Below are 23,855 nucleotides of genomic sequence, written 5' to 3' on the forward strand. Positions count from 1 at the left end.
TCAATAATCTTTTTTAAAAGTTTTTTAGATTTAAATCAGTATTTATTTTTTTAATTAAGTCTTTAGTTTTTGAATACACTGATAATAAGGATTCCTGCTCGGTTACACTTGAATACCGTTCGATTTGTGACTTTAACAGCAAATTCTTCCATTCTTCAGATAATTCATCCCCTAACTTATCTGCTAGCTCTTCTTCTAAATCAACTGAAGTCACATAACTTTCCTTTTCATTACGTAAACGTTGTTGGGCTACTTCTATTAATATCCTTTCTAATAGAATATAAAATTCTTTTTTATCTGTTCCTTCTTGTGCTAAGTGATTCAATTCCGATAATTCGGATTTGTAATCGTTGGGAACTGAATTAATATAAGGTTTTCTACTAAATGTAAATTTATTTTCTTTAGTTAAAGTAGGATTTAGTATTTTTTTAGATTCTTCTTTTTTAGATTTATTTTTCTTTATATATATAAATAAAATAATTGCAAGTCCTATAATAATTACAAAAATTAAAACTAACGGTAAGAGAATTAATACTTTTTCAACACTATTATTTTTCATCTTGAATGCTTCTTCGACCTTCTTTCTAATAGTGAATTTAGGTTCATGATGGATAGCTATTCCTGAGTCTGAATCTTTACTTGAAACATTGTATGAATCTTCATCATTCTTAATTAATGAGTTAGATAACACATTTATTGAAATTGGTTCTACAGATAACTGTTTGTATTTTTGTTCTTTTGGATCGAAATAGCTAATAGTCTCAACATTGACATTATATTTTCCAACTTTTTGAGGAACTAATATCGTGGAAGTATTTAATTTTCCTCTTATCCCATCAGAAGTATTCTCAGATTCCAATTTACTTTTTGGAGTATATTTTTCTATATCCTCTGATACATTTAAGTTTGGGGATTTAAGAAGACTAATATTACCTTTTCCATTAATTTCAACATTTACAGTAACTGCTTCCTCTGTTTGCAATTCTTTTTTATTAGCAGAAGCCTGCATATAAAACTGTCCTACAAGCCCATAAAAGTTTTCCGGAGAATCTTCAGGAAGTTTTTTAACTTGTAAAGAAACTGGAGCTGATTTTATATTTAAATCATGTTCATTAAAAAAACCATCCGGAATCGTTAATGTCAAGATAAATGGATTGATAATAATTGTTCCTGATTGGGTTGGAAACATAATATAAGATCCTATTACTTTCGAAAAATATATATCTCCGTTAATTATTTCTTGCTCAACAACGTTGTTTCTTTCTTTAACGTGTTGCACGAAAACTCCCTGACAATCAGGCATAGTCAGGTTAGTCATACTATTTAATAACTCTATTCTACGGGTATAAAATTTTAAATTTGTTACAATGCCTTCATTTTGGTAAGGACTTTTTTCAGAAACCTTTAATTTTAGAAAAAATTCTCCCATTTTGGAATTGAATGCTGTATCCTCTTCAGGACTATTAGGCTCTCCCGAAACAGTAATTATTAAAGGTTTTGTTTCATATTTTTTATAATTAACTGAAACTTGCGCAGCATCTATCCGAATGCTTCCTTTCTTTACAGCTCTTAATATAACTTCAACGCCATATTCAATAACATTGTTCCCTTCGCTATCATAGCTCTGATTTTGAATTACTTGCCTACCTATTACTTGTGTATTTGAAAATGAAGGTAATTTAATTCTACCAAGATTCTTAATTTCTTCATTTTTTATGGAAAGTAAAAATTGTATACGTACAGGCTCATTAATCCCTACTTGATTTTTTTGTGGTATGGCATGAAAAGATACTTGAGCTTTTGCCCATATCGTTCCTAAAATGATAAGTAAAAAAATTATAAAAAATTTTCTCATCACCAATCTTTATTTGATTGTCCTTTTGAGCGAACAGTCCGTTTGTTTATAATTTTTTGATGTGCTCTTTTTTCTTGTTCTTCCATTGCTTTTAAAATATTTTCATAGTAAGATTTCTGATACACATCTGATTGACTAGATTTATTACTAGTATGAGATTGTTTCTCTTGGTTCTTTATTGATTTATTTCCATTTCGGTCAGCATCCTCATTTTTTTTGGTCTCATTACTTGAAGCATCTGTCTTTCCTTGTTCGTCATTTTTATTATCTGGCTCAGCTTGATTATTTTTATCTTTCTTTAAATCATCCTTTTTATTTCCGTTATTTTGCTCCTGCTCGCTATTATTTTTTTTATTTTGCTCTTCTTGTTTTTGTTGTTTTTCTTCTATTTTTTGTTTTGAGAGGGTATAATTATACCTGGCGTTTTCATCGTTTGGATTTAATTTCAAAGCGCTTTTAAATGATTCAGCAGCTTTTTCATACAATCTTTTTTGAAAATAAGCATCTCCCATATTAAAATAAGCATTAGCTTTTTCAGTATTATCAGTTGCAAATGATAAAGATTTCTCATACTGGAGTAATGCATCATCATATTTTTTCAATTTATACATAGCATTTCCTAAATTGAAATTAGATTTAAACGAACCTTCTCCTTCTTGTATTGATCTTAAATAGTTAGCTGCTGCATCTTGATAAGATTCAGTCGTATAAGCCTTATCTCCTTCCAATAAATATTTTCTTGCAGCTCCTGTTTGAGCTTGAAAAATATTTATTAGTAAGATAAAAATGAGTGCCCAATATTTTTTTTTACTATACACCATAACAAAGATACTAAGATTAAACCATAAAATCTCTCTTATAATTTGTTAAAGAAACAATAAAAATTAGCAAAAGTGCTCCCCCTATAAAATATTGAAAATATTGTTTTGAATCATAATTAATGCTCATGGATTGGTCGGTTCTATCCAGGGTTGACATGGTTTTAAATAGTCGCGTAACAACATCTTTGGTATTACGTCCTCCATAAAAATATTGTCCTCCGGTTCCTTTTGCCAATTGTTTCAATGTGCTATCTTGCAACTTAGTTAAAACTATATCTCCATTTTCATCTTTTTTATATTCTGAATACCTGCTCCCTTCGTAAAATAAAGGTATAGGAGCTCCCTGAGAAGTACCTATTCCTACAGAAAATATGGATATCTTGTTTTTATTTGCTGTATTTATGGCTCTTTTTATTTCTCCTTCATGAGCCTCTCCATCAGATATTAAAAGTATCGCTTTAGATGTGTTTGAAGTATGTGATAACATATAAGAAGCTTCCAAAACTGCATCTGCTATATTAGTTCCTTGAGTGGTAATAAAGTTAGTACCAAGCTCGTTTAAGTAGAGCTCAGCAACGCCATAGTCTTTAGATAAGGGCATGATTGGATATGCATTCCCTGCAAAAGCTACAATTCCTACTCGATCCCCTCCTAATATAGATAAAAAATCGGATACAATTTTTTTTGCTTTTTCCATTCTGGATGGAGCTACATCTTCAGCATTCATTGATTTTGAAACATCAATTACGAAAACCAAATCTATTCCCTCGATTTTAACTTCTTTTTTTTCGGAACCACCAAAAAAATTAGCCAGCCCAAAAACCATCAAAACAAAGGCGCAAATAATGCCGATATTACTTAACGTAAATTTCGAAAAACCAATAGTTCCGAAAATAATTTTCTGTAACTGCGGTTCAGCAAATTGATTTATTTTAGATCGTTTCCATTTAAGCAGAAATAATAGCCTCCATACCAAAAAAGGTATGAATAACAATAAATAAAAATATGATATTTTCTCAAACTGCCAATTCATTATTTCTTTTTAATTTATACTTCTAAATACAAAACCTCTTAAAAATAATTCAATTAATAAAAGTATTAATGCTGGAAAAAGAAACATTCTATACTTTTCTTTATAATTATAATATTTTAAATCATTAATATCAGATTTTTCTAATTTGTTTATTCTATTATATATATTTTGAAGGCTGCCTGCATCGGTGGCTCTAAAGTATTCTCCCCCTGTTTTTTGTGCAATGTGCTTTAATAAATCTTCATCAATCTCTACTTTCTGTTTCTCAAAATAAATCTTTCCCGTAAATTGATCTATTTGAGTAGGGAATAATGCATAGCCATTCGTTCCAATTCCGATCGTATAAACTTTAATTCCTTCATCAGCTGCAATATCGGCAGCAAATGTAGGTTCAACATATCCATCATTATTTACTCCGTCCGTCATTAAAATAACTATTTTACTTTTTGCTTTACTTTTTTTGAGATGATTTACCGCTGTTGCTAAACCAACTCCTATAGCAGTCCCCCCTTCTAATGTCTGAGTTTTTAAATTTTCAATTTGTTGAACTAGAATATTTCTATCTACAGTTAAAGGAACCATGGTTAAGGCCTCCCCGGAATAAGCGATTAAACCAATCCTGTCTATTGGTCTTTCAAAGATAAAATTTTGAGCTACTTTTTTAAGTGCCGTGAGCCGATCCGGATTAAGATCTTTTGCTAGCATACTTAATGATACATCTACCGTCAACATTATATCAATACCTTTATCGCTTTCAAGCACTTGAGACTGTCCGACAACTCTGGGTCTTGCTATGGCAAGAATTAATAAGATCATGATAAATAATCTCAACCAAAATAATATAGGTCTAAAAAAAACCTTATTATTATTTTTAGCTTTAAAAGCATAGAGATTAGGTATTGCTACTGCTTTAGGTGCATTTCTTTTCCTATATTTTAAAAAAATAAATATCGGTATAATTAATAATAAAACTAAAAACCAAGGATATCCAAATTCTATATTATTGTTCATCTTGTGAAGTTTTATTATTGGAGGATTTAATTTTAGTGCTATTTATAAAATTTCTCGCAAAATCTGTGTGTAATTTCGTATCTTCAATAGTAGGCTTGTATTTTGCAAATTTTGCCAAATCAGCAGCATTGAAAATAACCGTAAGATTTTCTATTTCTTGTTGATCTACCCACTTTTCTTTTTTTATGTAATCCAATAAATCGTCAGATAAAAGTTTAGTGGCTGGAAAATCCCAAAGGGATTCCATATAGTCTTTTAAAATAGCTGTCAATTCTGAATAATATTTTTTATTTAATCCTTTTTCCAGATAATTTGATTTTTTGAGCTTTTTCAATCTTTTAAATGCAATTATATCAGGATTTATGATAGGATTAACCAATTTTTTTCTTTGTCTTTTTAACAAATAAAATATAATAAATGCTGCCATAAAAACAAGTAGTATACCCATTATTATTGCCACATAAATCCAATATTCTCGAAGGTAATCCCAACCGTTTTTAGGCTCTTTTATTATGTTTTTTATATCAAATAATGGAGTTTTAATACTGTCTGTAGGCACAGCTTCAACAGTAATTTTATAGGGAGGGGTAAAATATTCTCCGGAGTTTACAAGAATTCGTTGAGGAGGAACCGTGAATACTCCAGATTCGTAAGCTGAGAAAATTATACTGTCACTAAATAAACAAAAGTTTCCTTTCGTTAAAGTATCTTTTTTATTTTCTAAAACTTCAAATTTTGCGCTAAGCGTATCAATTATAGTTGGAAAAATTATAGTATCGTTCTTATGAGCTTTAACTAAAATTTTCAAGACAACAGGCTCTCCATATTTTATATGATCAGCTGAAATATTCGAAATAGGCCCTTGAGCTTGAATAAATAGGGATAATGTGAAAAAATATAATATGAAAATTTTAAACTTCACAATTAATGACGTCCTTTAAAATAATTAAACAATATTTTTATATAATCTGCTTGAGTGGGTACATGCAAAAAACCTGCTCCATTTTTAATAAATGCATTTTCTGTAAGAGTAATCAATCGCTGATAATATTCCGAATATTTATCCCGAACGGTTTTAGAGGATGTATCAACCCACTGCAATTTTCCAGTTTCTAAATCTTCAAGATAAATCATTCCCATGTCAGGAAATACTTTTTCTATACGATCGTATATACGAATTCCTGTCAAATAGTGCTTTCTAGTCAATACTCGTAGATTTCTTTCAAAATAGATAACATCGAAATCCGAAAGTAGAAAAATGGCTGATTTCCTTTTTATAGTTTTTACTATAAAATCAAATACTAGGTTTAAATCTGTTTTTGTACGTTTAGGCTCTGCTTCCAAAATCGTTTTTATTATTCTTACGATATGAGCATTTCCTTTATTAGGAGAGATAAAACAATCAATTTTATCAGAAAATAAAACTAATCCTACTTTATCATTATTTTTAACTGCAGAAAGAGCCAGAGTGGCCCCTATTTCTGCAACCGTTTCTTTTTTTAATTGTTTTTGAGTTCCGAAATTCATGGATGCGCTGATATCAATTAAAATCATTGACACCATTTCTCTTTCTTCCTCAAATATTTTCACAAAAGGCTCATTAAAACGTGCTGTTTTATTCCAGTCAATTTTTCTTACATCATCGCCAAATTGGTACTGACGAACCTCTGAAAATGTCATTCCTACTCCTTTAAAAGAACTAAGATATTCTCCTAAAAACATAGAATCAATCCTTCTTTTAGATTTTAGCTCAATAAGTCTCGCCTTTTTTAGAAGCTCTTCCGTAGTCAATTTCTACTATTTTTGATTTAATTATATAATTATTATTAGATTAGGGTGCTTTAATCGAATTAAGAATTTGATCAATTATATCTTCTGAAGATATATTTTCTGCCTCAGCTTCATAGGTAATTCCTATTCGATGACGAAGTACATCCTTAGCAACGGATTTTACATCTTCAGGAATAACAAATCCCCTTTGATTTAAAAATGCATTAGACTTGGCTGCCAATGCCATACTTATACTGCCTCTCGGGGATGAACCGAATAGTATATAAGGTTTTAAATTTGAAAGATTATACTTTTCAGGATGACGGGTAGCAAATATGATATTTAAGATATAACTTTCTATCTTTTCATCCATGTATATTTCTTTTATCAAATTCCTAGCTTCTAAGATATTATCTAATGTGACAACCTTTTTAACTTTATATTTTTCACCAAAAATATTTTGTCTTAAAATTGTTCTTTCTTGCTCAAAATCAGGATATGAGATTACACATTTTAACATAAATCTGTCAACTTGAGCTTCAGGTAATGAATAGGTTCCTTCCTGGTCAATAGGATTTTGTGTTGCCAATACTAAAAAAGGTTCTTTTAATTGAAAAGTTTCATCTCCTATGGTAACCTGCTTTTCTTGCATGGCTTCTAACAAAGCAGACTGAACTTTAGCCGGCGATCGGTTTATTTCATCAGCCAATATAAAATTAGCAAAGATAGGTCCTTTTTTTATCGAAAAATCATTAACTTTCATATTATAGATCATCGTTCCCAATACATCAGCCGGCAATAAATCAGGCGTAAATTGAATTCGCGAAAATTCACCATCAAGCGCTTCTGCTAAGGTTTTTATGGCTAATGTTTTTGCCAAACCCGGTACCCCTTCTAATAAAACATGTCCATTACTTAATAAACCTATTAACAATCGATTAATCATGTATTTCTGGCCTACAATTACCTGATTGATTTCTTTACTAAGTAAATTAAAAGGCTTGCTTTTTTCTTGTACTTTTTCTATAATGCTTTTTATTTCTTCAGAAGTTGTTGTATACTCCATTATTTTATTCGAAATTAACTGATAGCAAAGTTCAATATTTTATTCGAATTGTTTTGCTAATAATTCGTTAAAATTTACATTAAATACCCAAAATTTATATATATATAACAGTATATTTTAAGAATTATATTTTTTCATTATTTACAACACTCAAGATAATGACAATAATAAAGTTAGTAACTTTGCAAAAAGAAGTTACGAAAAGAGTGTAATTTATTGGAAATGAGCGTAGGTTAATTGCTCTTGATAGTAATAGGTTACGATTTAGTTAGTTATCTACTGCATTATCCTTCTGCGCGTTGCGTAACCTTCAAAGAACTCTTCGTATGCAAAAGTAGCTATTTAATTCGAGATTTTGATATAAACTCCCGTTTTTTATCCCCTCATTCATAAGAATTTTCCGTAAAAGCGGTATTGTCCGTCGGCACACCATTGCCCAAAACGAGTTTGGAACAAACGTGTGCCGACTACCGCATAGCTGGAGAAAAGGGCATTGCCTCACGCCTAAACGATGTTTAGACAGATGAAGCAATGCCCCTTTCTTTTGCGCCTATGCCAAGAGGTGCTTTTACGGGTTTTCAAATGATTTTTCTTTTTTCGCTGTCTCTTTTGCCGGAAGCGGAAAGTGAATGCAGAGTGTGTCAGCCTGCCCCATGAATGAAACAGGCGCCCACACACAGCCGGACAAACCGGGAAGAATGATTGTTGCCACCCGGCTGAACAAGTTCCGTCGGATCGGAAACAATCATACTTCCTTTGTTGTGGTTTGCCCTTTTCACGCTTCCGGTGATGTCTTTTTCCTTTTGGTGATTCTTTTTTTTACGGATTTTCCCCTGAAGTTTTTTTCTACACAATCTGCCTCTGTTTTCGTTTACCTCCATTTTGCGCCTTTCAGTAAGCCGCATCAGTCAGTCATTTTCGTTCTGGGCGCAAAGGTAATTCCGGGATTGGACGGGAAAGCAAGGTCAAGCCTCCTGTTTTCGGTAAAAATCTCCAGCCCTGCGGGTAGTATTTTGACCGAAAAACCTTGCATTCCCTAATCCCTACCTTTTCAAGCACCCGAAACGAAAACGACCGATGCGACAGAAAGACGCATAAAAAAAATGTCGGATAAACGAGAGGCAGATAAGATAGTTTGAAACTCAACTCCCTCAGCTCTTGAATCCGCATTAAAAACAAAAAAATCAAAAACAGCGAAGATATGACGGCAACGGCAAATTTCAGACAAATGGCGCAACACATCGGGTTGGCGATATGCGGCTTGATGATGCGCACCGCCTTCGGGGTGTTCGGCATCCTTTGGGGCATCATCAGAGAGATTGTAAACGGAGTGTTCCGAGTGGCGATAGGTGTAATCGTGGCTATCCTTTCCACCATTGCCTTCTTTGGCTTCATCCTTTGGTTATTCACCCTTTAACCCTTACCGACATGGCAAAAAGAAACAGCAAGACGGCAGCGCAGCAGTGCAGATATTACGAGGTGGACAACATCTTCGTGTATATGGTGGAAACGTACATCAACGGCAATTTTGAAACTTTCCGAAGATTGTACCACGAACTGAACAAGGACGCACGGAGGGATTTCATGGACTTCCTTCTCAGCGAGGTAGAGCCGACCTATTGGAGAGAGATACTGAAACAGATAATCTAAAAATGACAGCGATATGAAAGGAACAGACCATTTCAAGAGAACGATATATATGTACTTGGAACAGCGTGCGGAGGAAGATGCGCTATTTGCAAAGAAGTACCGCAACCCTGCCAAGAACATGGACGAGTGCGTGACCCACATTCTGAACTATGTGCAGAAAAGCGGTTGCAACGGTTTCACGGACGGAGAGATATTCGGGCAAGCCATCCACTACTATGAGGAAAACGAGATAGAGGTGGGCAAACCGATGGACTGCCAAGTGGTTGTGAACCACGTTGTGAAACTCACGGCAGAGGAAAAGGCGGAGGCACGTCAGAACGCTGTCCGCAAATACCAAGAGGAGGAACTCCGCAAGTTGCAGAACCGCCACAGACCGTCAGCGAGAAAAGAAAACCAACCCCAACCCTCATTATTTGATTTAGGCTTATGAAACCGAAGACCAAGATACAGAAAGAGGTGGCAAGACTTTCCGCCAACCTTCGCCCCATATCAGCGACACAAATAGATTGGGCATACCGCCACTGCGTTGAGCATATCGGCTACCGCACCAAGAAAGGGAACATCACCTGTTCCGACTGCGGTCACGAGTGGCACAGCGACAGCGGACTATGCGACACCCTTGAAGGCTGCACCTGCCCCAAATGCCATGCCGAACTCAAAGTGCAGGACACACGCAGACGCATCTACAAGGAAACGCAGAATTTCAGCGTGATAACCACCTGCAAAGGGTATCAGGTAATCCGCGTGGCGCAGGTCAGATGCGAGAGCAGGAAAGGCGAACCGATGCGTTTCTACTGCCACGAGGTCGTGCAGCGTTGGATTTCACCCGACGGCAAGGTTACGGACATGGCGTTGCTCCGTGGCTTCCTTTTCTGCTATTGCGATGTGTGGGCATTAGGCAGCGATATGGAGGTAAGACCGCACAACAGCCTATACGATGATGTGGTGGCAAGAAGCTGTGCATATCCAAAGATGAGGATATTGCCCCAACTCAGACGTAACGGCTTCAAGGGCGATTTCCACGGCATCTCCCCCGTGCGTCTTTTCAAAGCCTTGCTTTCAGACCCAAGAATTGAAACCCTTATGAAAGGCGGTGAGATTGAGGTCATGAAACACTTTCTTTTCAATACCCGTACTGCCGATGAATGTTGGGCATCATATCTGATTGCCAAGCGTCACAAGTATCAGATAGACAACCTCTCAATGTGGTGCGACTATCTGCGTATGCTCAAAAAACTCGGTCAAGACCTCCGTAACCCGAAGAACATCTGTCCCGAAGATTTCATGGCGGCACACGACAACGCAACCCGAAAAATTGAAGCCATACACGAGAAGGAAAGAGCCGCAGAGCAACGCCGTTGGGAGATTGAAAGGCGTGAGCGTGAGCAACAGCGACAACTCCAACGAAAGAAAGATGCGGAGGATTTCATCGCCAACAAATCCAAATTCTTCGGCTTGGTAATCACGGACGAGGAAATAATCGTCAAGGTGCTTGAAAGCATAGACGAGTATTACAACGAGGGCAAGACGCAGGGCATCTGCGTGTTTGGCAGTGGATACTACAAGAAAGCCGACACCCTCATACTATCGGCAAGGATTGGCGATGAGATTATTGAAACCGTAGAGGTGGACTTGCGAACCCTCGAAGTGGTGCAGTGCCACGGCAAGCACAACCAGGACACCGAATATCACGAGCGCATCATAGACCTTGTGAACAAGAACGCCAACCTTATCCGTGAGCGGATGAAAGCGGCATAGCATAACCCCTAAAACAACATTGATATGGAAGTAAGAATTGAAAGTATGATTTGTGTGTGGGATGATGCAATCCCCACGATGTTCCTTGAATTTGTGAACCTCCTCACTCTCACAACGAGTGAGGGGGAATTGAGAAAGAGCGTAAAGGAGTTTGCCGAGAAGCACGAACTTGACAAGTTTTTCCTTTACGGCTTCGGCTCACACCATTTCTACCTGCACCAACGCTACACAAGCAACCCCGAAATGGTGATGAAGAACAGAGTTCTGTCAGTACATTTTTAACCATCTAAAAAGCAACATTATGACAACACGAATGACCATCAACGGAGTAAGCACCTGCGCGGAAGCAGGTACGGAGAAATACGAGCGTTTCCAATCGGGTATCGGAAGACGCAGGCGGACACTTGTGCAGTACGACTACCGCCACCCCATAGACAGAGAATTGTTCTCTTGTGTCAAACCCACGTTGGACGAGTGCCGAGCCGCACGGGACAAGTGGCTGAACGCAAAGAAGGGAAAGGAGGACAGACTATGAACACGACCTATCAAACGCTGATAGTCAAGTTCAGCGAACCTATCACGGCATTGGACGGTATCTTTGACGATACCGGAGCGTGGGGAACGGACACCCTCAAGGGGTGGATAGATGATTACGAAAGCACACGTTTCACCGCCACCGACAGCCATACGGCAGTCATCACGAGCGAGTACAATATGGAATGTGTGAAAGAGTGGCTACAACGGCAGACCCCCATTTCCGAAATGCGAGAATTTTGAACGGGATGGCGGTGTCCGCACCGCCAATACTTAAAACCCTAAAAACAAAAGATATGATAGCCAAGACGATATTACAGCAGATAGGCGGAAAACGCTTCACCGCCATGACAGGTAGCCGTGATTTCATAGATATGGGCAACGGCTTACGGATGAGCCTTGCAAGGAACAAAACAAGTGCCAACCGCCTTGACATCATCTATGACGAAGGGGCAGACCTCTACAATATGCGCTTCTACCGCAGGACGTTCAGCAAAAAGACCTTTGAGTGCAAGACAAAGGACATTGCCGTACACGAGGGTATCTATTTTGATATGCTGGAGGAAATGTTCACGATGGTGACGGGACTTTACACACGCTTTTGAGTGGCGGGGCGGCGAGAGCCGCCCTACTTTCTTTCAGTGAGCATGATGGCGGACAAAGAAAGTAGCAAAGAAACCTTTGTCCAATCTGCGATAACTAAAAAATCCGCAAGTAAAACTTGCGGAGGCTATATATTGGGTCGTTATTTTTTGGTGGAGGGGAATGATAATCTCGAACCGTTGAACTACACATTTCTGCTTCGTCTCCATTTCCCCCAACGATTTGATACGTTCAATCATTTTTGTTGTTCCTTTCTGAATTTTCCTAAATACTTTCTTCATAATTTCGCTATACTTTTTATGGTTAATAACTATGTTTTGTATTGCTCTCACAACACTTACAACTTGAAGTGTTATTTGGAAACCGATAGGCAAAAATGGCTCAACGATGTCAATTAACGAGAAAATCCTACGATAATCTATCAAGTGATAGAGCAAAAGACGTGCCAAGTTAAATATGGCACGTCTTTTGCCAGTTTTGTCAGTCCTTTTATGGGATATACAACAGCGCAAACTCCGCCTTTCTCCGTTTGAGCAGCATGGCGTGGCGTTTTCCTTTGTAGTTGCAGAAGGCTATATACTCACGGTAGATGTTCCTGTCACCAGCTTCCAGCTTCTTGATTAAGGTGCTTTTGGGGATTGTTTTGCTGCCTAACAGCTTCGCCGGTCCCACATTGTAAGCTAACGTGCCAAGCAAAATCGAATCAACCCCGAATTTACGGAACATGGCGACAAATTTGCGCAGGTCTTTCCGCAAAAGTTCATCCGCATCCCGTTTTGTCATGGTTCGTGCCGAATACTTCTCGTTTGGCAAAAGTTTGTGACCCCAACCGACGTATGGGTAGTGTTTTTCTGAGTGCCAGCCTTCAAAGTAGCGGCAGCATAAAAAAGCACGTTCCATAAGCGGCAGTCGGTAGATTGCCGCCTGCCCGTCCGTTCCCTCTTGGCGGCTGATCTGCGCGGACACAGAACAGACCGTCAGAAGTGAACAGAGCATTGTCATGAATACACGCATCATTTCAACAAGGGGCTGAAGTTGCCGATGGGAACGATGGTAAGATCGTCGTCCTTTACATTCCTGTTGTTGAAGTCAAATTCCAGTTCGTAGGAGTTGCTAAAGTTATCCTCCACCACCACGATGAAATTATGCGCCTCATCACCCGCCGCCGTGTAGTACAGGCGGAATTTTTCGTTCTCCAGCAGGTAGCGGTCGTTAGGCAGGAAGGTGATGCCGTTATCCATTTTGAGCGAGCCTTCCCCCTCGAACTGGAAATAGCGGATGGTATAGAGCGTACCCGAAAAGTCGCCCTCCTTTTTCAGTTCACAGCGGATTTCCACTGTCTGCCCCTTTACTACCTTGTTCGGCACGGGCATGACCTCCACCGTGAAGGGATAGGACTGCTGGATGTCCATGTCATCGTCACATGACACGAGGGTGAATGACATGGCGGCTATCAGGCATAACGCCACTGCCTTGAATATTGATGTTCTCTTGTTTCTGTTGTTCAGTATGTTCATTGTTCTTCGATTTTTAGATGGTTGTTTTTCTGTTTTTTCGTTGTCAGTTGCAGGTACTCGTTCAAGTCCTTGCAACCGTCATAGAGGGAGGAACGGTCGGTGACACGTTCCCCGTATCGCATGGTAAGTGCGGCAAGCGTCCGCCGTCCGGCTTCGTCACGGTCGAGGAAGCAGCCGATGCGCCCGTATCCGTCCAGCAATCCCGCCGCCTTCTCCACGTTGGCGACTGAGTTCAGCACAAGACAGTCAGCGTTACCGGTTACACCAAGCGTCACGGCAGAGAGAAAGTCCATGAAGCCCTCGAACACGAGGCACTCGTCAGCCGGGATGTCATTCGCCTTTACCAGTGATACAGACTTCGGAGGTATGCAACCCTTGAAATATCGGCTTCTGACTTCATAGCCACCTGCCATGTTCGGAAAGCCAACGGCAAAATACCGTTTCCCACGCACACCGTAGTTCAAGCGGCAGCAGTGACGGGATGCGATGGCGTAAGGGATGCCCCGTTCCTCTAAATACTCCGTCAGCAGTGAGCGGAGCAGCGGAGCGACCTCCACATCCTCAAAAACGGATTCGGTCGGCTTCGAGAGATAGACGGGCTTTTCCCATCCGGCAACCGTCATATTGGCGGCTTCCGCTATGAACTTCGCTTGCTTCATGAAGTCATCGCTTTGCAGAAACTCCCCGGCAAGCGTGAAGATGTCGCCGCCCTTGCCCAAACCGAAGTCGTACCAGAGCTGTTTCGCCACGTTCACACGGAAAGAGGATGTGCGCTCGCCCCTGTACGGGGCAAGATACCACAGCTCGTTACCGCTCCTTCTGACAGGCTCATGCCCCAGCCGTGCGAGAAAATCCGCAAGCGGCATCCTTCTGACAGCATCTATTTCCGTCCTTTCCATGCCCGTGTCAGTTGATGATGAACTTGATACCGACCCCGAACTGCGTGTGGAACTTCCGTGTGTCGCCACCCCAAAGGCAACGCTCCCGCAGGTTGGCAAGCAGGGCGATACGGTCTGCCACGTAACACTCCACATCGAGCGTCAGCGCACCGCCGTAGATGAAGGCGTCCCGGTCGTGCAGCGTGGAGCCGTCATGCAGCACCTTCTTCCCCCAATTTACCGCCTCATATCCGGCGAGAGCCGAAGCCCCGGCATAGACGAAAACAATCTTTCGGGCGTCCGACAGTATCTTGAAGTAATAGCCGCCCTCCGCCGTGAACTGCGCCACGGGTATCTTGGTGTCCTTGTAGGGATTGTTCTTCAACAGGTATTCGCCACCGAACACCCACTTGTTCCCCTTCTTCGTGTAGGTGGAGAGAGCCGCCCCGAAGCTGTACCCGCCGTCCTTGCCGCCGAGATTGAAGCCGTCCGCCATGTCCGCCCTCACCTCGATGCCCTGCATCTTCGGCAGACACCGCTGGGCGTGCGCCTGCCCTGTAAAAAGGGCAAGCGACGCGATGATTATTGCGATGTACTTTCTCATGGTCAGCGTACTTGAAGTTCGTTGATGGTACCCGCGCGTACCAAATCCTCGTTCTCAATCACGAAGGACTGGTGACGGCCGCCGTTCTTCTCGTTCAATTCCACCACGAGGCACTTGTCATCGGGGATGGTGAACTTCGCCATCGTGAAGACCGTGCGCTCGCTCTTTTTGCCCGGCACGAGGGTGGCGTAGTTCTGCGCGCGGAGCGGCAGAATAATCTGCTCCTGCACGGCAGTACGCTTCGCAACCTTCTTGTCCACGATTTTCCAAGTGATGTAGTCCACATCGAAAGGCACGTTGCTCTGGTTCTTTATCTCCGTGTGGAAATAAAGCAAGCCGTTGTGCGTGTAGATGCCTTTCAACAGGTATTGGATGCCGAAACGCTTGCAGCCGATATGCTTCACCTCGCGCTTGTTCTGTTTGTGGATGGACTTCATGATAAGGCGCACCAGCATCGGGCTTTCGCTGCCCAGCTCTTTCAGATAGATTTCCTGCGCGTTGTTCGGGCGGTTCACCGTGCTGCCGTCATGGATGAAGTCGCACATCTCCACGTTGAGCAACAGCGGTTCGGCGGCGTACTTCACGTTGAAGGTGTAGAAACTGCCGTCCTCCGTGATGACGGACATATTCGTTTCGTTGGGAAAATTCCTTACGGTAGCCTTCACACGGATGATGTTCTCCGCTCCGTCGGCTTTCCCGGCAATCAGGTCGGGCGAGCCTAAATCGACATAGCGCACCTCCGCCGGAAAAATGACGTGGACGGTCTTGTCGTAGGTCACTTCCAGACCGTGCGGCGGTATCATGCGGTCGAAGGTCAGCTTGCGTGACAGCCCGTGATATAGGTCGCCGTCCGCCTCCTTCTGCGGATAGACCTCCTTCGTCAAGGTCGGTTGTTCACTTCCGTTGGTCGTTTCAACGGTTACATTCTCCTGCGCGTTGGCAGTTATGATGCCCATAGCGAGGGCAAACATGATGATTACTTTTCTCATTACTTTTGGATTTTAGTGGTAATTTTTATTGTTTTCAATATTTTTCTTGGTAAAGCATGACCCTGTACCCGGCTTTCAGATGCACCTTGACGGTTCGCATCTTTTTGGCGATGTACTGGCTCGTGCCTTGTATCAGCCCCTTGCCCAAGTCGGAGGCGAGCTGCGCCCCGGCATTGGTGGAGATGTTGATGCTGCTTCCCAGCGAGCCGCCCATGTTGGCGGCGACCTCCCGGACGGCGTTCATCTCCATCGAGTTCGGGATGAAGATGCCGGGCTGTCCGTCCGTGTCATAGACCGCAAGCTCCACGGGGATAATCGTGCCGTCGTATTCCAGCGAGGTAATCTCGATGTCGAGCCGCTCACCCTGTATCTTGCCCGTGCCGACCACCACCGCACCCCGGGGTATTGTCCTGCCTGCCACCGCCATAGGCTCCAGCAGGCGCAGCCTTACCGTCTGCCCGTCCGTCACGCTCTGCGCCCCATGCACGCACGCCGGTATGGTGTTCCTGTCCAATACCTCCGCCGTGCCGACAGCCGTGTTGAAACCCCGGTTGCGTTCCTGCGATAAGGCGGCGACAAACTCCGCGTTACTCATAGGCTGTGAGAGTGAAGAAACTACTTGATGCTCCACCTGTCTGATAGGCATTGCCTTGTTCTTCTTCCCTTTCTGCACGGTAGTTGGCTCTGCCCTCTGTTCCGCCGATGGCTGTCCTCCGTTCTGACCGCCCATGTACTTTGCCGCCAGCTCGTAGGACTTCTCCATAAGAGCCACCTGCTCGTCCATAGAGGAAGCCTTGCCCCTCTCGCTTTCCAGTTCCGACTCCAGCGATGCGATGCGCTCCAACAATTCGTCCATCTCCGCATTGTCGTTTTTCGGCTGGTCGTAGAAGTTTCCGAGCGTGGCGTTCAGGTCACGGTAGGCGGCTGCGGAGGACTGGATGGTCTGCGGCGTGGCTGGCTTTGCCCTTTCTTCCTTGCCGCCCGGATTGGCGAGGTCGAAGTCCACTCCGTTCTCCGTTCCCGCTATCTCGCGGTCGAACATGTCGCCCAGCTGCCCGATGGCACGGTTGCGGCTCTCCTGACGCTCTTCCATCTCCCCATGCTCGTAGGCTTTCAGCTTGTCGCCGATAATCTGCCGGTTCGCCTTGTCAGCGTCGGGCATCTCGGTGTTGTATCCGTCCGTTCCCGGCGGTTGCTCCTTGCCGGAGGACGGGGCGAATATCAGCCACATCGCCCCGATGAACACCAACACCATAGCGGGCAGCACGATCATCTTCTGCCGTTTCAGCCGTTGCGCCTCTGTCAGCGGTTCGCGCTCCTTTTTCGGTTTCCCCGTTTCGGGAGCAGCTTTGTTCTCTTTCGTCGGTTCATTCTTTGTCTGTTCCATATAAATAAGGTGTTAAGTGATTGCCTGTTTCCGCCGGGGTCGGCAGTTCCACCCGTCCGGCGTGTCCCGTTTCCATATGTGAGCCGTCGTTCCTGCCGATGTCATAGACGGCTCTGCCGAAGGTGTAAAGGGCAAGCACCGCGAAGGCGGCGAACATCCCCAGCACGATGCGGCGGCGTGTTTCCGGCGGCAAGCCGTCCAGATACCCTTTGAGACTTGCCGCCAAGCGTTTCCGTTTGTCGTGGAGTTTCCAATACATGCCCCACATTGATTTTCTGATACTTTTCATGTCCTGTTACCGTTTGATAGTCTGTAAATCCTTGTTCTCAATGATGGTGAAACCCTCGATGGTAAAACCGTTCGGGTTGTCATCCGACCGCGATGCGTTCAGCAGGCGGCAGGTGGTCACGAGGCTGCGCTCGGTGACGTTGCTCTGCCGGATGATTTTCTGTGTGGCGTAGGTCACGGCACGGTAGGGATAGGCGTTGAAGTCGCACACCACGCTGTCCACCTTCAGCACTTGGTTGATGTTCCCGGCGATGATGCGGTTGTAGTACCCCTTCTCCGCGAAGTCCGAATAATAGTGGTACACGCTCTTGTCCGCCAGCAGCAAGGCACGTTTCACGTTGTGTTCAATCGCGCTTTTTTCAGGTGATAGCGTGAAGAACATCTCGTGGAAACGGCGCACATGTTCCCGTGCCTCCGCCGGGCGGTTCTGCGACAAATCCTGAGACAAGGCGAGCATCAGGCTCTTGCCGTTGTCCAGCACATAGATTTTCTCCCGTTGCTTCTCTGCGAAACGGTAGGAGTTCCACACGCTCCACACCGTCACCACGGCGCACAGCGAGAGGAAGACGATACCGAACAGGCGTATCTGCCTGAACGACGATTCGATGTTTCTAAGTGATTTGAATTCCATTTATATTTTCCAATTTATGATTGCACATTGATTATTTCAGCAATTTGCCGACACGTCCGACTGCGTTTCCTGCGGCTGCACCCGCCACGCTGCCCGCCATGCTTCCGGCTCGTCCCGCCATCTGGTTCACGTTGCGACCGTAACCGCCCATGCCTCCGGCTTGGATAATCCAGCCCGCAACGGTGGGAATGGTAAAGTAGCCGATGATGCCGATGCAGAGGAATACGATATACACCCCGTCGCTCGAATCCAGCGAGAAGTTCGGGTCTGCCTGCATCCGCTCGATGTCGTTTTGCAGCATCAGAACCTGTATCTTCGCCAGTATGGTGCTGAACATGTCCGATACCGGTAGCCACAGATAGACCTGTATATAGCGGCATATCCACTGCGTGAGCGTGTTTTGGAAACCGTCCCATACCGACAGGGCGAAGGCTATCGGACCGAGAATCGCCAGCACCACGAGAAAGAAGGTGCGGACGGTGTCTATCACGAGGGCGGCGGCTTGGAACAGCAGTTCGAGTATCTCGCGGAAGAAGTCGCGGATGCTCTTCTTCATGTTGTACATTCCCCGGTCGATATACATTCCCGCCATCGTCACCATGTCGGAGGGCGACCAGCCGAGTTCCTCCAGTTGCTTGTCAAATTCCTCGTTGGACACGAGGTAGGCGGTTTCGGGGTTGCGTACCATCGCCTCGTATTCCAGTTTGTCCTTCTGCTCCCGGTATCGGTTCATGTCCAGCGTTTCCGCCTCCAGCATCTTTGCCGTGCCCTGTACGACGGGTGAGAGGATGCTGTTTATCGTGCCCAGCACCACAGTCGGGAAGAACATGATGCACAGACCGATGGCAAAAGGACGGAGCATCGGGAATACGTCTATCGGTTCAGCTCTCGCCAGCGACTGCCATACCCGGTAGGCGACGTAGAACAGCGCACCCAGCCCGGCGATGCCTTTCGCCACACCAGCCATGTTCCCACACAGCGGCATCATCTGCTCATAAAGTGAACGTAAAATCTGATGAAGGTTGTCGAACTTCATAGGCTACCAGTATCTTTCGTTCATGTTCCCGTACAGCCCCATGATGCGGTCGAGGTCGTTCTTCTTTTTCGCACGCAGGTAACTCACGGAGATGTTCTTGTTCGTGTAGTAGCTCACGAGGTTGCGGTAACGCTTCATCTTCGAGTGGCAGCGTTCCACCACGTCCATGCGCTCCTTGTCGGTCATGGAGAGCGTGGTGATGTTCACCACGTTCCTGAGTTCCGTCAACACTTCGTTGCTTTCCTCCAGCAGTTTCGTGTAGCCGAAAGCGATTGCGGAAAGCTCTTCGGGTCTGAAATTCCCGTCACGGAGCATCCGTTGGAAACTGTTCACATAGATGTCTGTGATGTCGCCCACCATCAGGATGGTCTGCTGCACCTTGCGGGCGTCCTTGACCAGATTGTTCACCGATTTGAGGGCATCGTAATACTTCTTGCCCTGCTGATAGATTTTCACCGTCTCCTGAAAGTTGCTCACCATGTTCGTGGCGGTCTTGGAGGTATGGATGATGTTTTTGGAGGCATTGATGATGCCCTGCGCTAGATTGCCCGGATCGCTTACGACCCACTGTGCGCTTGCCCTGCCCGCGAAAAGCAGGCACAGGCAGATAATCATTGTTATTCTTGTTCTCATGTTACTTTGGATTTTAGTGGTTGTTATTCTTCGGTCGGATGTCCCGGCTGCGGCTTCACCCGCACATAGTCCCCGTTTGGCGAGAAAGTCAGCACATCCGTGGCCTCGTTGTAGGACACGTCGATGCGGAAGCCGGTGTTCATGAACAGGTTGCCGTTCTCCTCCTGCAAGAGATAGGTTTCCGGCTTGAGCTTGCGGCGCAGACCGCTACGACGGAACACCGTCACTTTGTAGGCTTCGCCCTCCTTGTAGATAAGCACGTCAGGTTTTCCCTCCACGCTCTCCCAGTTCCCGCACAGCATGTCGCGGCGGTTGTCGGCCACGTCGCAGGATTGCAGCATCATGACCGCCAATCCGATAAGGCACTTGCTGACTTGCAGCATTTTCACTTTTGGTAAATTCATACGCGTTTTTCTTTTTTGGTTGATACATTCTGTTTTTTAGTTATTCCTTGTTTCTCCGCCTTTCGGCAAGCTGCCGGATGGCGGCTTCGATGTCGTCGCCCAGCTTCTCCGCCAGACGGTAAACCTCCACTTTTTCCGTTTCCTCGGTGGTGTACGCCAGATACTCTTCCGCGCTGACCTCCGTGGCATAGACCGCCGACTGCGTGCCGCCCAAGCCTATCCACACCTCCTTGTAGAGCCGTGAAGGGTTGTTCGCCATGTTGATGGAGAGTATCTGCGACTTCTCCTTTTCCGTCAGTCCGAGCAACGCCTGTATCTGGTCGAACTTGTTCATATATTTCCTTTGGTCAAGCAGGATTTTACAATCCGAGTTGTTGATAATGCTCTCTTTGACCACCGGAGAACTGATAATGTCGTCCACCTCCTGCGTCACCACGATTGCCTCGCCGTAATATTTTCTGACCGTCTTATACATATAGCGCAGATATTCAGCCATGTTCGCCGATGAGAGGGCCTTCCAAGCCTCTTCCACGATAAGCTGTTTCCGCACGCCTTTCAGCCGCCGCATCTTGTTGATGAAGGCTTCCATGATGATGATGGTCACGACGGGGAACAGTTCGCGGTTTTCTTTAATCGAATCTATCTCGAAGACGATGAACCGCTTGCCGAGCAGGTCGATGTTCTCCGTGGAGTTGAGCAGGAAATCGTAACGCCCGCCCCGGTAATACTGCCGCATGGTGGTGAGCATGTTGTCGATGTTGAAGTCGGACTTCTCCACCTTGATGTCACGCTGTGCCAGTTCCTTGCGGTAGTCGTCACGCATATACTCGTAGAAGGTGTTGAACGACGGCACGATGCTACGGTCGGATTGGATGCGCTCAATATAGGCACTCACGGCACTGCCCAGCTCGCCGCTCTCCGTCTTTGTCACCTTGTCGTCCTCCGACTTCCAGAGCGTCAGCAACAGGGTCTTGATGCTGTCCTTCTTCTCCACGTCGAAGATGTAATCGTCGGTGTAGAACGGGTTGAAGCTGATGGGCTTATCTTCCGTGTAGGTGAAATACACACCGTCCGCTCCGCCTGTCTTGCGTCGGATCATGCCGCACAAGCCCTGATAGGAGTTTCCCGTGTCCACCAATACCACATGTGCGCCTTGCTCATAATATTGGCGCACGAGGTGGTTCATGAAGAAAGACTTGCCGCTGCCCGAAGGACCCAGCACGAACTTGTTGCGGTTGGTCGTGATACCTCGCTTCATGGGCAGGTCGGAGATGTCAAGGTGCAGCGGTTTTCCCGTGAGCCTGTCCACCATCTTGATGCCGAAGGGCGAGAGCGAGCTGCGGTAGTTGGTTTCCTCTGTGAACAGGCACACCGCCTGTTCGATGAAGGTGTGGAAACTCTCTTCCGCCGGGAAGTCCGCCGCATTGCCGGGTATCGCCGCCCAGTAGAGTGTCGGGCAGTCGATGGTGTTGTGGCGCGGCACGCATTCCATGCTTGCCAACTGGCTGCCCACGTCGTTCTTGATATGCTTCAGTTCCTCCGCATCGTCGCTCCACGCCATGACGTTGAAGTGTGCCCGTACCGAGGTCAGTCCGTAGGAATGGGCTTCGTTCAGGTATTGGTCTATCCACTCGCGGTTGATGCTGTTGCTCCTTGAATAGCGAGATAGCGACTGCATGTTACGGGCGGACTTCTCGAACTTCTGCAAGGTTTCCTCACTGTTGTCTATCAGCACATACTGGTTGTAGATATGGTTGCAGGAGAGCAGAAGCCCCACCGGGGAGGCGAATGACAGTCGGCAGTCACTCCGGTCGGTGGAGAGCTTCTCGTAACGGGTGTCGGTAGCCACCTTGCCCGGCAGGTCTTCCGCGTCGGAGAGGGTGTGCAGACACAGGCGGTTGTCGCCGATGCGCATCTCCCTTGCCGAAAGCTCGATGTCCTGCAAGGTGGTGTCACCTTCCGGCATGAGCGAGAAGTAGCGTTCAATAAGTCCCGTCTTTCCCTCAGTACCCACAATCTCATCGGTGGAGAGGCGGCGCAGCCTGACAAGCCCGCTGTCGTTCATGATGCGCTCGAACTGTTCGCAGGCTTCCAAGAACTTGGTCGTGGTTTCCCTGTCCAGCTCCTTCGGGATGATATGTCCCCGGCACAGCGTGCTGAAATTGCTCTGCATCCGGTTACGCTCCTTTGTTGTCTTGGTCAGGTAGAGGTAGCAGGTGTGTTTCAGGTACGGACGCTCGTTGAAGTGACGCTCGAAAGAGCGGCTTAAAAAGCTCATGTCGTCCTTCTGAAGCTCCGGTTTGTAGCGTTCCTTGATGAACCAGTCCTGTTTGTGGACGACGGAGTAGTCCGGCAGCACCTTGATAGCCTTGCACCAGCAACTGTGTATCGCCTCGTACTCCGCACCCGTCACGGTGTAAAGTTCCGGTAGTTCCACCTCGAAAGCCACCGTGATGTCGGCGTCCTTTGAGATGATGCAGCCATGCTCCACCGCTAAAAGTGGGAACCTGTTTTCCAGTGTTGTCATTTTCGATGTATTCCTCATTGTCTTTCTTCCTTTCGTTGTCGTTTGAACAGACGGGTTATCCGCCGCCGGTTGATAAGGTATCGGGGATGGCTCCGTGCCGCTCCTAATTTCATCAGCCCGTGTTCACCGTACCGGGCGTTCAGCGCGAAGGTCTGCCATACAAGGAGGGAGGACGATGCCGCGCCGAAGCCGATACATATCCACTGGTCGATACCGACCATGTAGAGGATGACGAACAGGACGAAGAGAGCCAGCAGACCTCCGCAGAAGATGAAGAGGTACTGTGCCTTCAAGCCCTTGAACTCTACCGGACGGCCGATACCCTTGTTGATTGGGTATTCAGCCATACATTATTTATTAAAGGAAGAATGAGCGCAGGATGGTGGCGGCAACAATCAGGAAGATGCACGCGCCGAACCACGAGGCGGCTGTCTTGCTGGTGTCGGGGTCGCCCGATGAAAACTTGCCGTACACTTTTACGCCCCCGATAAGCCCGACGACTGCACCGATGGCGTATATCAGTTTAGTTCCGGGGTCGAAATAAGAACTCACCATAGAGGTGGCTTCGTTGATGCCCGCGATGCCGTTTCCCTGCGCGAAAGCGGAGGCGGTTGCGGCGATGACAAGTGCCGCGGAGAGGATTGCTTTTCTGTTTTTCAAGATGTTCTTGTTCATAAACTGTTCTTGTTTTTTGCCGTCAAAAGGGTGGATGGTCCTTTGTCGGGCGGTTGATACTTTGTTTCTTTACTTTGGTTTTAGTGGATGCCCGTTTGTTTCCACGGACGTGGGCGTGTCCGTTGCGGATGGGGATGCGCCTTGCGTTTCCTCGCCGCGTGGGTTGATGTCATTCTTTCATGTTC

Annotated in this window: 32 protein-coding genes; 9 read left to right on the forward strand and 23 right to left on the reverse strand. The window is 45.1% G+C overall.

Features of this window, described 5'->3' with window-relative positions:
* Nucleotides 1-13: 13 nt before the first annotated feature.
* The 8 genes from Q0T35_RS02105 to Q0T35_RS11095 form a co-directional block, all read right to left on the reverse strand.
* Entirely contained in the window at nucleotides 14-1,855 is a 1,842-nt protein-coding gene (locus tag Q0T35_RS02105) for a BatD family protein (protein ID WP_293917511.1), read from the reverse strand.
* The gene (locus Q0T35_RS02110) at nucleotides 1,855-2,676 is read right to left on the reverse strand and encodes a tetratricopeptide repeat protein (RefSeq protein WP_293917512.1); all 822 of its coding nucleotides are present in this window, start codon (nucleotides 2,674-2,676) and stop codon (nucleotides 1,855-1,857) included. Before Q0T35_RS02110 ends, Q0T35_RS02105 begins: the two co-directional genes overlap by 1 nt.
* A 16-nt stretch (nucleotides 2,677-2,692) precedes the next feature.
* The gene (locus Q0T35_RS02115) at nucleotides 2,693-3,709 is read right to left on the reverse strand and encodes a VWA domain-containing protein (protein WP_295809567.1); all 1,017 of its coding nucleotides are present in this window, start codon (nucleotides 3,707-3,709) and stop codon (nucleotides 2,693-2,695) included.
* Nucleotides 3,710-3,718: 9 nt separating this feature from the next.
* On the reverse strand, nucleotides 3,719-4,720 hold the full coding sequence (locus Q0T35_RS02120) for a VWA domain-containing protein (RefSeq protein WP_293917516.1): 1,002 nt from the start codon (nucleotides 4,718-4,720) through the stop codon (nucleotides 3,719-3,721).
* On the reverse strand, nucleotides 4,710-5,642 hold the full coding sequence (locus Q0T35_RS02125; protein WP_295840744.1) for a hypothetical protein: 933 nt from the start codon (nucleotides 5,640-5,642) through the stop codon (nucleotides 4,710-4,712). The genes Q0T35_RS02120 and Q0T35_RS02125 overlap by 11 nt, the downstream gene beginning before the upstream one ends.
* 2 nt (nucleotides 5,643-5,644) lie before the next feature.
* A complete protein-coding gene (locus tag Q0T35_RS02130; protein ID WP_295840745.1) occupies nucleotides 5,645-6,511 on the reverse strand; it encodes a DUF58 domain-containing protein in 867 nt (288 codons plus the stop codon).
* A gap of 40 nt (nucleotides 6,512-6,551) precedes the next feature.
* The gene (locus tag Q0T35_RS02135; protein WP_293917522.1) at nucleotides 6,552-7,556 is read right to left on the reverse strand and encodes a MoxR family ATPase; all 1,005 of its coding nucleotides are present in this window, start codon (nucleotides 7,554-7,556) and stop codon (nucleotides 6,552-6,554) included.
* Between the two features lie 310 nt (nucleotides 7,557-7,866).
* Nucleotides 7,867-8,079 carry a hypothetical protein gene (locus Q0T35_RS11095; protein ID WP_007567577.1) on the reverse strand — a complete coding sequence of 71 codons (213 nt, stop codon included), beginning with the start codon at nucleotides 8,077-8,079 and terminating at the stop codon, nucleotides 7,867-7,869.
* A gap of 106 nt (nucleotides 8,080-8,185) precedes the next feature.
* Here Q0T35_RS11095 and Q0T35_RS02140 point away from each other — a divergent pair, with 106 nt between their 5' ends.
* From Q0T35_RS02140 to Q0T35_RS02180, 9 genes are all read left to right on the forward strand, one after another.
* A complete protein-coding gene (locus Q0T35_RS02140) occupies nucleotides 8,186-8,596 on the forward strand; it encodes a hypothetical protein (protein WP_004291538.1) in 411 nt (136 codons plus the stop codon).
* Nucleotides 8,597-8,757: 161 nt separating this feature from the next.
* On the forward strand, nucleotides 8,758-8,973 hold the full coding sequence (locus Q0T35_RS02145) for a hypothetical protein (protein WP_004291535.1): 216 nt from the start codon (nucleotides 8,758-8,760) through the stop codon (nucleotides 8,971-8,973).
* 11 nt (nucleotides 8,974-8,984) lie between these two features.
* Nucleotides 8,985-9,206: a hypothetical protein gene (locus tag Q0T35_RS02150; RefSeq protein ID WP_004291534.1), complete on the forward strand. Its 222-nt coding sequence runs from the start codon at nucleotides 8,985-8,987 to the stop codon at nucleotides 9,204-9,206.
* Nucleotides 9,207-9,219: 13 nt separating this feature from the next.
* Nucleotides 9,220-9,636 carry a PcfK-like family protein gene (locus Q0T35_RS02155; RefSeq protein WP_004291533.1) on the forward strand — a complete coding sequence of 139 codons (417 nt, stop codon included), beginning with the start codon at nucleotides 9,220-9,222 and terminating at the stop codon, nucleotides 9,634-9,636.
* Nucleotides 9,633-10,964: a PcfJ domain-containing protein gene (locus Q0T35_RS02160; RefSeq protein ID WP_004291532.1), complete on the forward strand. Its 1,332-nt coding sequence runs from the start codon at nucleotides 9,633-9,635 to the stop codon at nucleotides 10,962-10,964. The genes Q0T35_RS02155 and Q0T35_RS02160 overlap by 4 nt, the downstream gene beginning before the upstream one ends.
* A 24-nt stretch (nucleotides 10,965-10,988) precedes the next feature.
* Nucleotides 10,989-11,246 carry a hypothetical protein gene (locus Q0T35_RS02165; RefSeq protein ID WP_004291531.1) on the forward strand — a complete coding sequence of 86 codons (258 nt, stop codon included), beginning with the start codon at nucleotides 10,989-10,991 and terminating at the stop codon, nucleotides 11,244-11,246.
* Nucleotides 11,247-11,265: 19 nt separating this feature from the next.
* On the forward strand, nucleotides 11,266-11,499 hold the full coding sequence (locus Q0T35_RS02170; protein ID WP_004304291.1) for a DUF3873 domain-containing protein: 234 nt from the start codon (nucleotides 11,266-11,268) through the stop codon (nucleotides 11,497-11,499).
* Nucleotides 11,496-11,741, forward strand: a complete 246-nt coding sequence (locus Q0T35_RS02175; RefSeq protein WP_004291529.1) for a hypothetical protein — start codon at nucleotides 11,496-11,498, stop codon at nucleotides 11,739-11,741. The genes Q0T35_RS02170 and Q0T35_RS02175 overlap by 4 nt, the downstream gene beginning before the upstream one ends.
* Nucleotides 11,742-11,794: 53 nt before the next feature.
* Nucleotides 11,795-12,103 (forward strand): hypothetical protein, encoded by a 309-nt coding sequence (locus Q0T35_RS02180; protein WP_004304290.1) that lies wholly within the window; start codon nucleotides 11,795-11,797, stop codon nucleotides 12,101-12,103.
* 33 nt (nucleotides 12,104-12,136) lie between these two features.
* Here the strand turns inward: Q0T35_RS02180 and Q0T35_RS11100 are convergent, their stop codons facing one another.
* The 15 genes from Q0T35_RS11100 to Q0T35_RS02255 all read right to left on the reverse strand — a co-directional run bounded on the left by Q0T35_RS11100 (nucleotide 12,137) and on the right by Q0T35_RS02255 (nucleotide 23,670).
* The gene (locus Q0T35_RS11100; protein ID WP_004304288.1) at nucleotides 12,137-12,382 is read right to left on the reverse strand and encodes a hypothetical protein; all 246 of its coding nucleotides are present in this window, start codon (nucleotides 12,380-12,382) and stop codon (nucleotides 12,137-12,139) included.
* Nucleotides 12,383-12,590: 208 nt separating this feature from the next.
* On the reverse strand, nucleotides 12,591-13,118 hold the full coding sequence (locus tag Q0T35_RS02190) for a hypothetical protein (protein ID WP_004291526.1): 528 nt from the start codon (nucleotides 13,116-13,118) through the stop codon (nucleotides 12,591-12,593).
* The gene (locus Q0T35_RS02195; RefSeq protein WP_004291525.1) at nucleotides 13,115-13,618 is read right to left on the reverse strand and encodes a DUF3872 domain-containing protein; all 504 of its coding nucleotides are present in this window, start codon (nucleotides 13,616-13,618) and stop codon (nucleotides 13,115-13,117) included. The genes Q0T35_RS02190 and Q0T35_RS02195 overlap by 4 nt, the downstream gene beginning before the upstream one ends.
* Nucleotides 13,615-14,517, reverse strand: coding sequence for a toprim domain-containing protein (locus Q0T35_RS02200; protein WP_004291524.1), 903 nt, complete (start codon nucleotides 14,515-14,517; stop codon nucleotides 13,615-13,617). Before Q0T35_RS02200 ends, Q0T35_RS02195 begins: the two co-directional genes overlap by 4 nt.
* 7 nt (nucleotides 14,518-14,524) lie before the next feature.
* Nucleotides 14,525-15,100: a conjugal transfer protein TraO gene (locus Q0T35_RS02205; RefSeq protein ID WP_004291523.1), complete on the reverse strand. Its 576-nt coding sequence runs from the start codon at nucleotides 15,098-15,100 to the stop codon at nucleotides 14,525-14,527.
* Between the two features lie 2 nt (nucleotides 15,101-15,102).
* On the reverse strand, nucleotides 15,103-16,089 hold the full coding sequence (traN, locus tag Q0T35_RS02210) for a conjugative transposon protein TraN (RefSeq protein WP_004291522.1): 987 nt from the start codon (nucleotides 16,087-16,089) through the stop codon (nucleotides 15,103-15,105).
* A gap of 34 nt (nucleotides 16,090-16,123) precedes the next feature.
* The gene (traM, locus tag Q0T35_RS02215) at nucleotides 16,124-17,476 is read right to left on the reverse strand and encodes a conjugative transposon protein TraM (protein ID WP_004291521.1); all 1,353 of its coding nucleotides are present in this window, start codon (nucleotides 17,474-17,476) and stop codon (nucleotides 16,124-16,126) included.
* Nucleotides 17,457-17,765 carry a TraL conjugative transposon family protein gene (locus tag Q0T35_RS02220; protein ID WP_004291520.1) on the reverse strand — a complete coding sequence of 103 codons (309 nt, stop codon included), beginning with the start codon at nucleotides 17,763-17,765 and terminating at the stop codon, nucleotides 17,457-17,459. The genes traM and Q0T35_RS02220 overlap by 20 nt, the downstream gene beginning before the upstream one ends.
* A gap of 6 nt (nucleotides 17,766-17,771) precedes the next feature.
* The gene (gene traK / locus Q0T35_RS02225) at nucleotides 17,772-18,395 is read right to left on the reverse strand and encodes a conjugative transposon protein TraK (protein ID WP_004291519.1); all 624 of its coding nucleotides are present in this window, start codon (nucleotides 18,393-18,395) and stop codon (nucleotides 17,772-17,774) included.
* 31 nt (nucleotides 18,396-18,426) lie between these two features.
* Nucleotides 18,427-19,431 carry a conjugative transposon protein TraJ gene (gene traJ, locus Q0T35_RS02230; RefSeq protein WP_295840749.1) on the reverse strand — a complete coding sequence of 335 codons (1,005 nt, stop codon included), beginning with the start codon at nucleotides 19,429-19,431 and terminating at the stop codon, nucleotides 18,427-18,429.
* A 3-nt stretch (nucleotides 19,432-19,434) separates the two neighbouring features.
* A complete protein-coding gene (locus tag Q0T35_RS02235; protein WP_004304283.1) occupies nucleotides 19,435-20,064 on the reverse strand; it encodes a DUF4141 domain-containing protein in 630 nt (209 codons plus the stop codon).
* 23 nt (nucleotides 20,065-20,087) lie between these two features.
* Nucleotides 20,088-20,468, reverse strand: a complete 381-nt coding sequence (locus tag Q0T35_RS02240) for a DUF3876 domain-containing protein (RefSeq protein ID WP_004291516.1) — start codon at nucleotides 20,466-20,468, stop codon at nucleotides 20,088-20,090.
* 40 nt (nucleotides 20,469-20,508) lie between these two features.
* A complete protein-coding gene (locus Q0T35_RS02245; protein WP_004291515.1) occupies nucleotides 20,509-23,013 on the reverse strand; it encodes a TraG family conjugative transposon ATPase in 2,505 nt (834 codons plus the stop codon).
* Complete coding sequence (locus Q0T35_RS02250; protein WP_004291514.1) at nucleotides 23,010-23,342, reverse strand: DUF4133 domain-containing protein; 333 nt, start codon at nucleotides 23,340-23,342, stop codon at nucleotides 23,010-23,012. Before Q0T35_RS02250 ends, Q0T35_RS02245 begins: the two co-directional genes overlap by 4 nt.
* Nucleotides 23,343-23,352: 10 nt before the next feature.
* Complete coding sequence (locus Q0T35_RS02255; protein WP_002560983.1) at nucleotides 23,353-23,670, reverse strand: DUF4134 domain-containing protein; 318 nt, start codon at nucleotides 23,668-23,670, stop codon at nucleotides 23,353-23,355.
* Nucleotides 23,671-23,855 lie beyond the last annotated feature (185 nt).

Source organism: uncultured Apibacter sp. (assembly GCF_946479295.1).
Taxonomy (GTDB): Bacteria; Bacteroidota; Bacteroidia; order Flavobacteriales; family Weeksellaceae; genus Apibacter.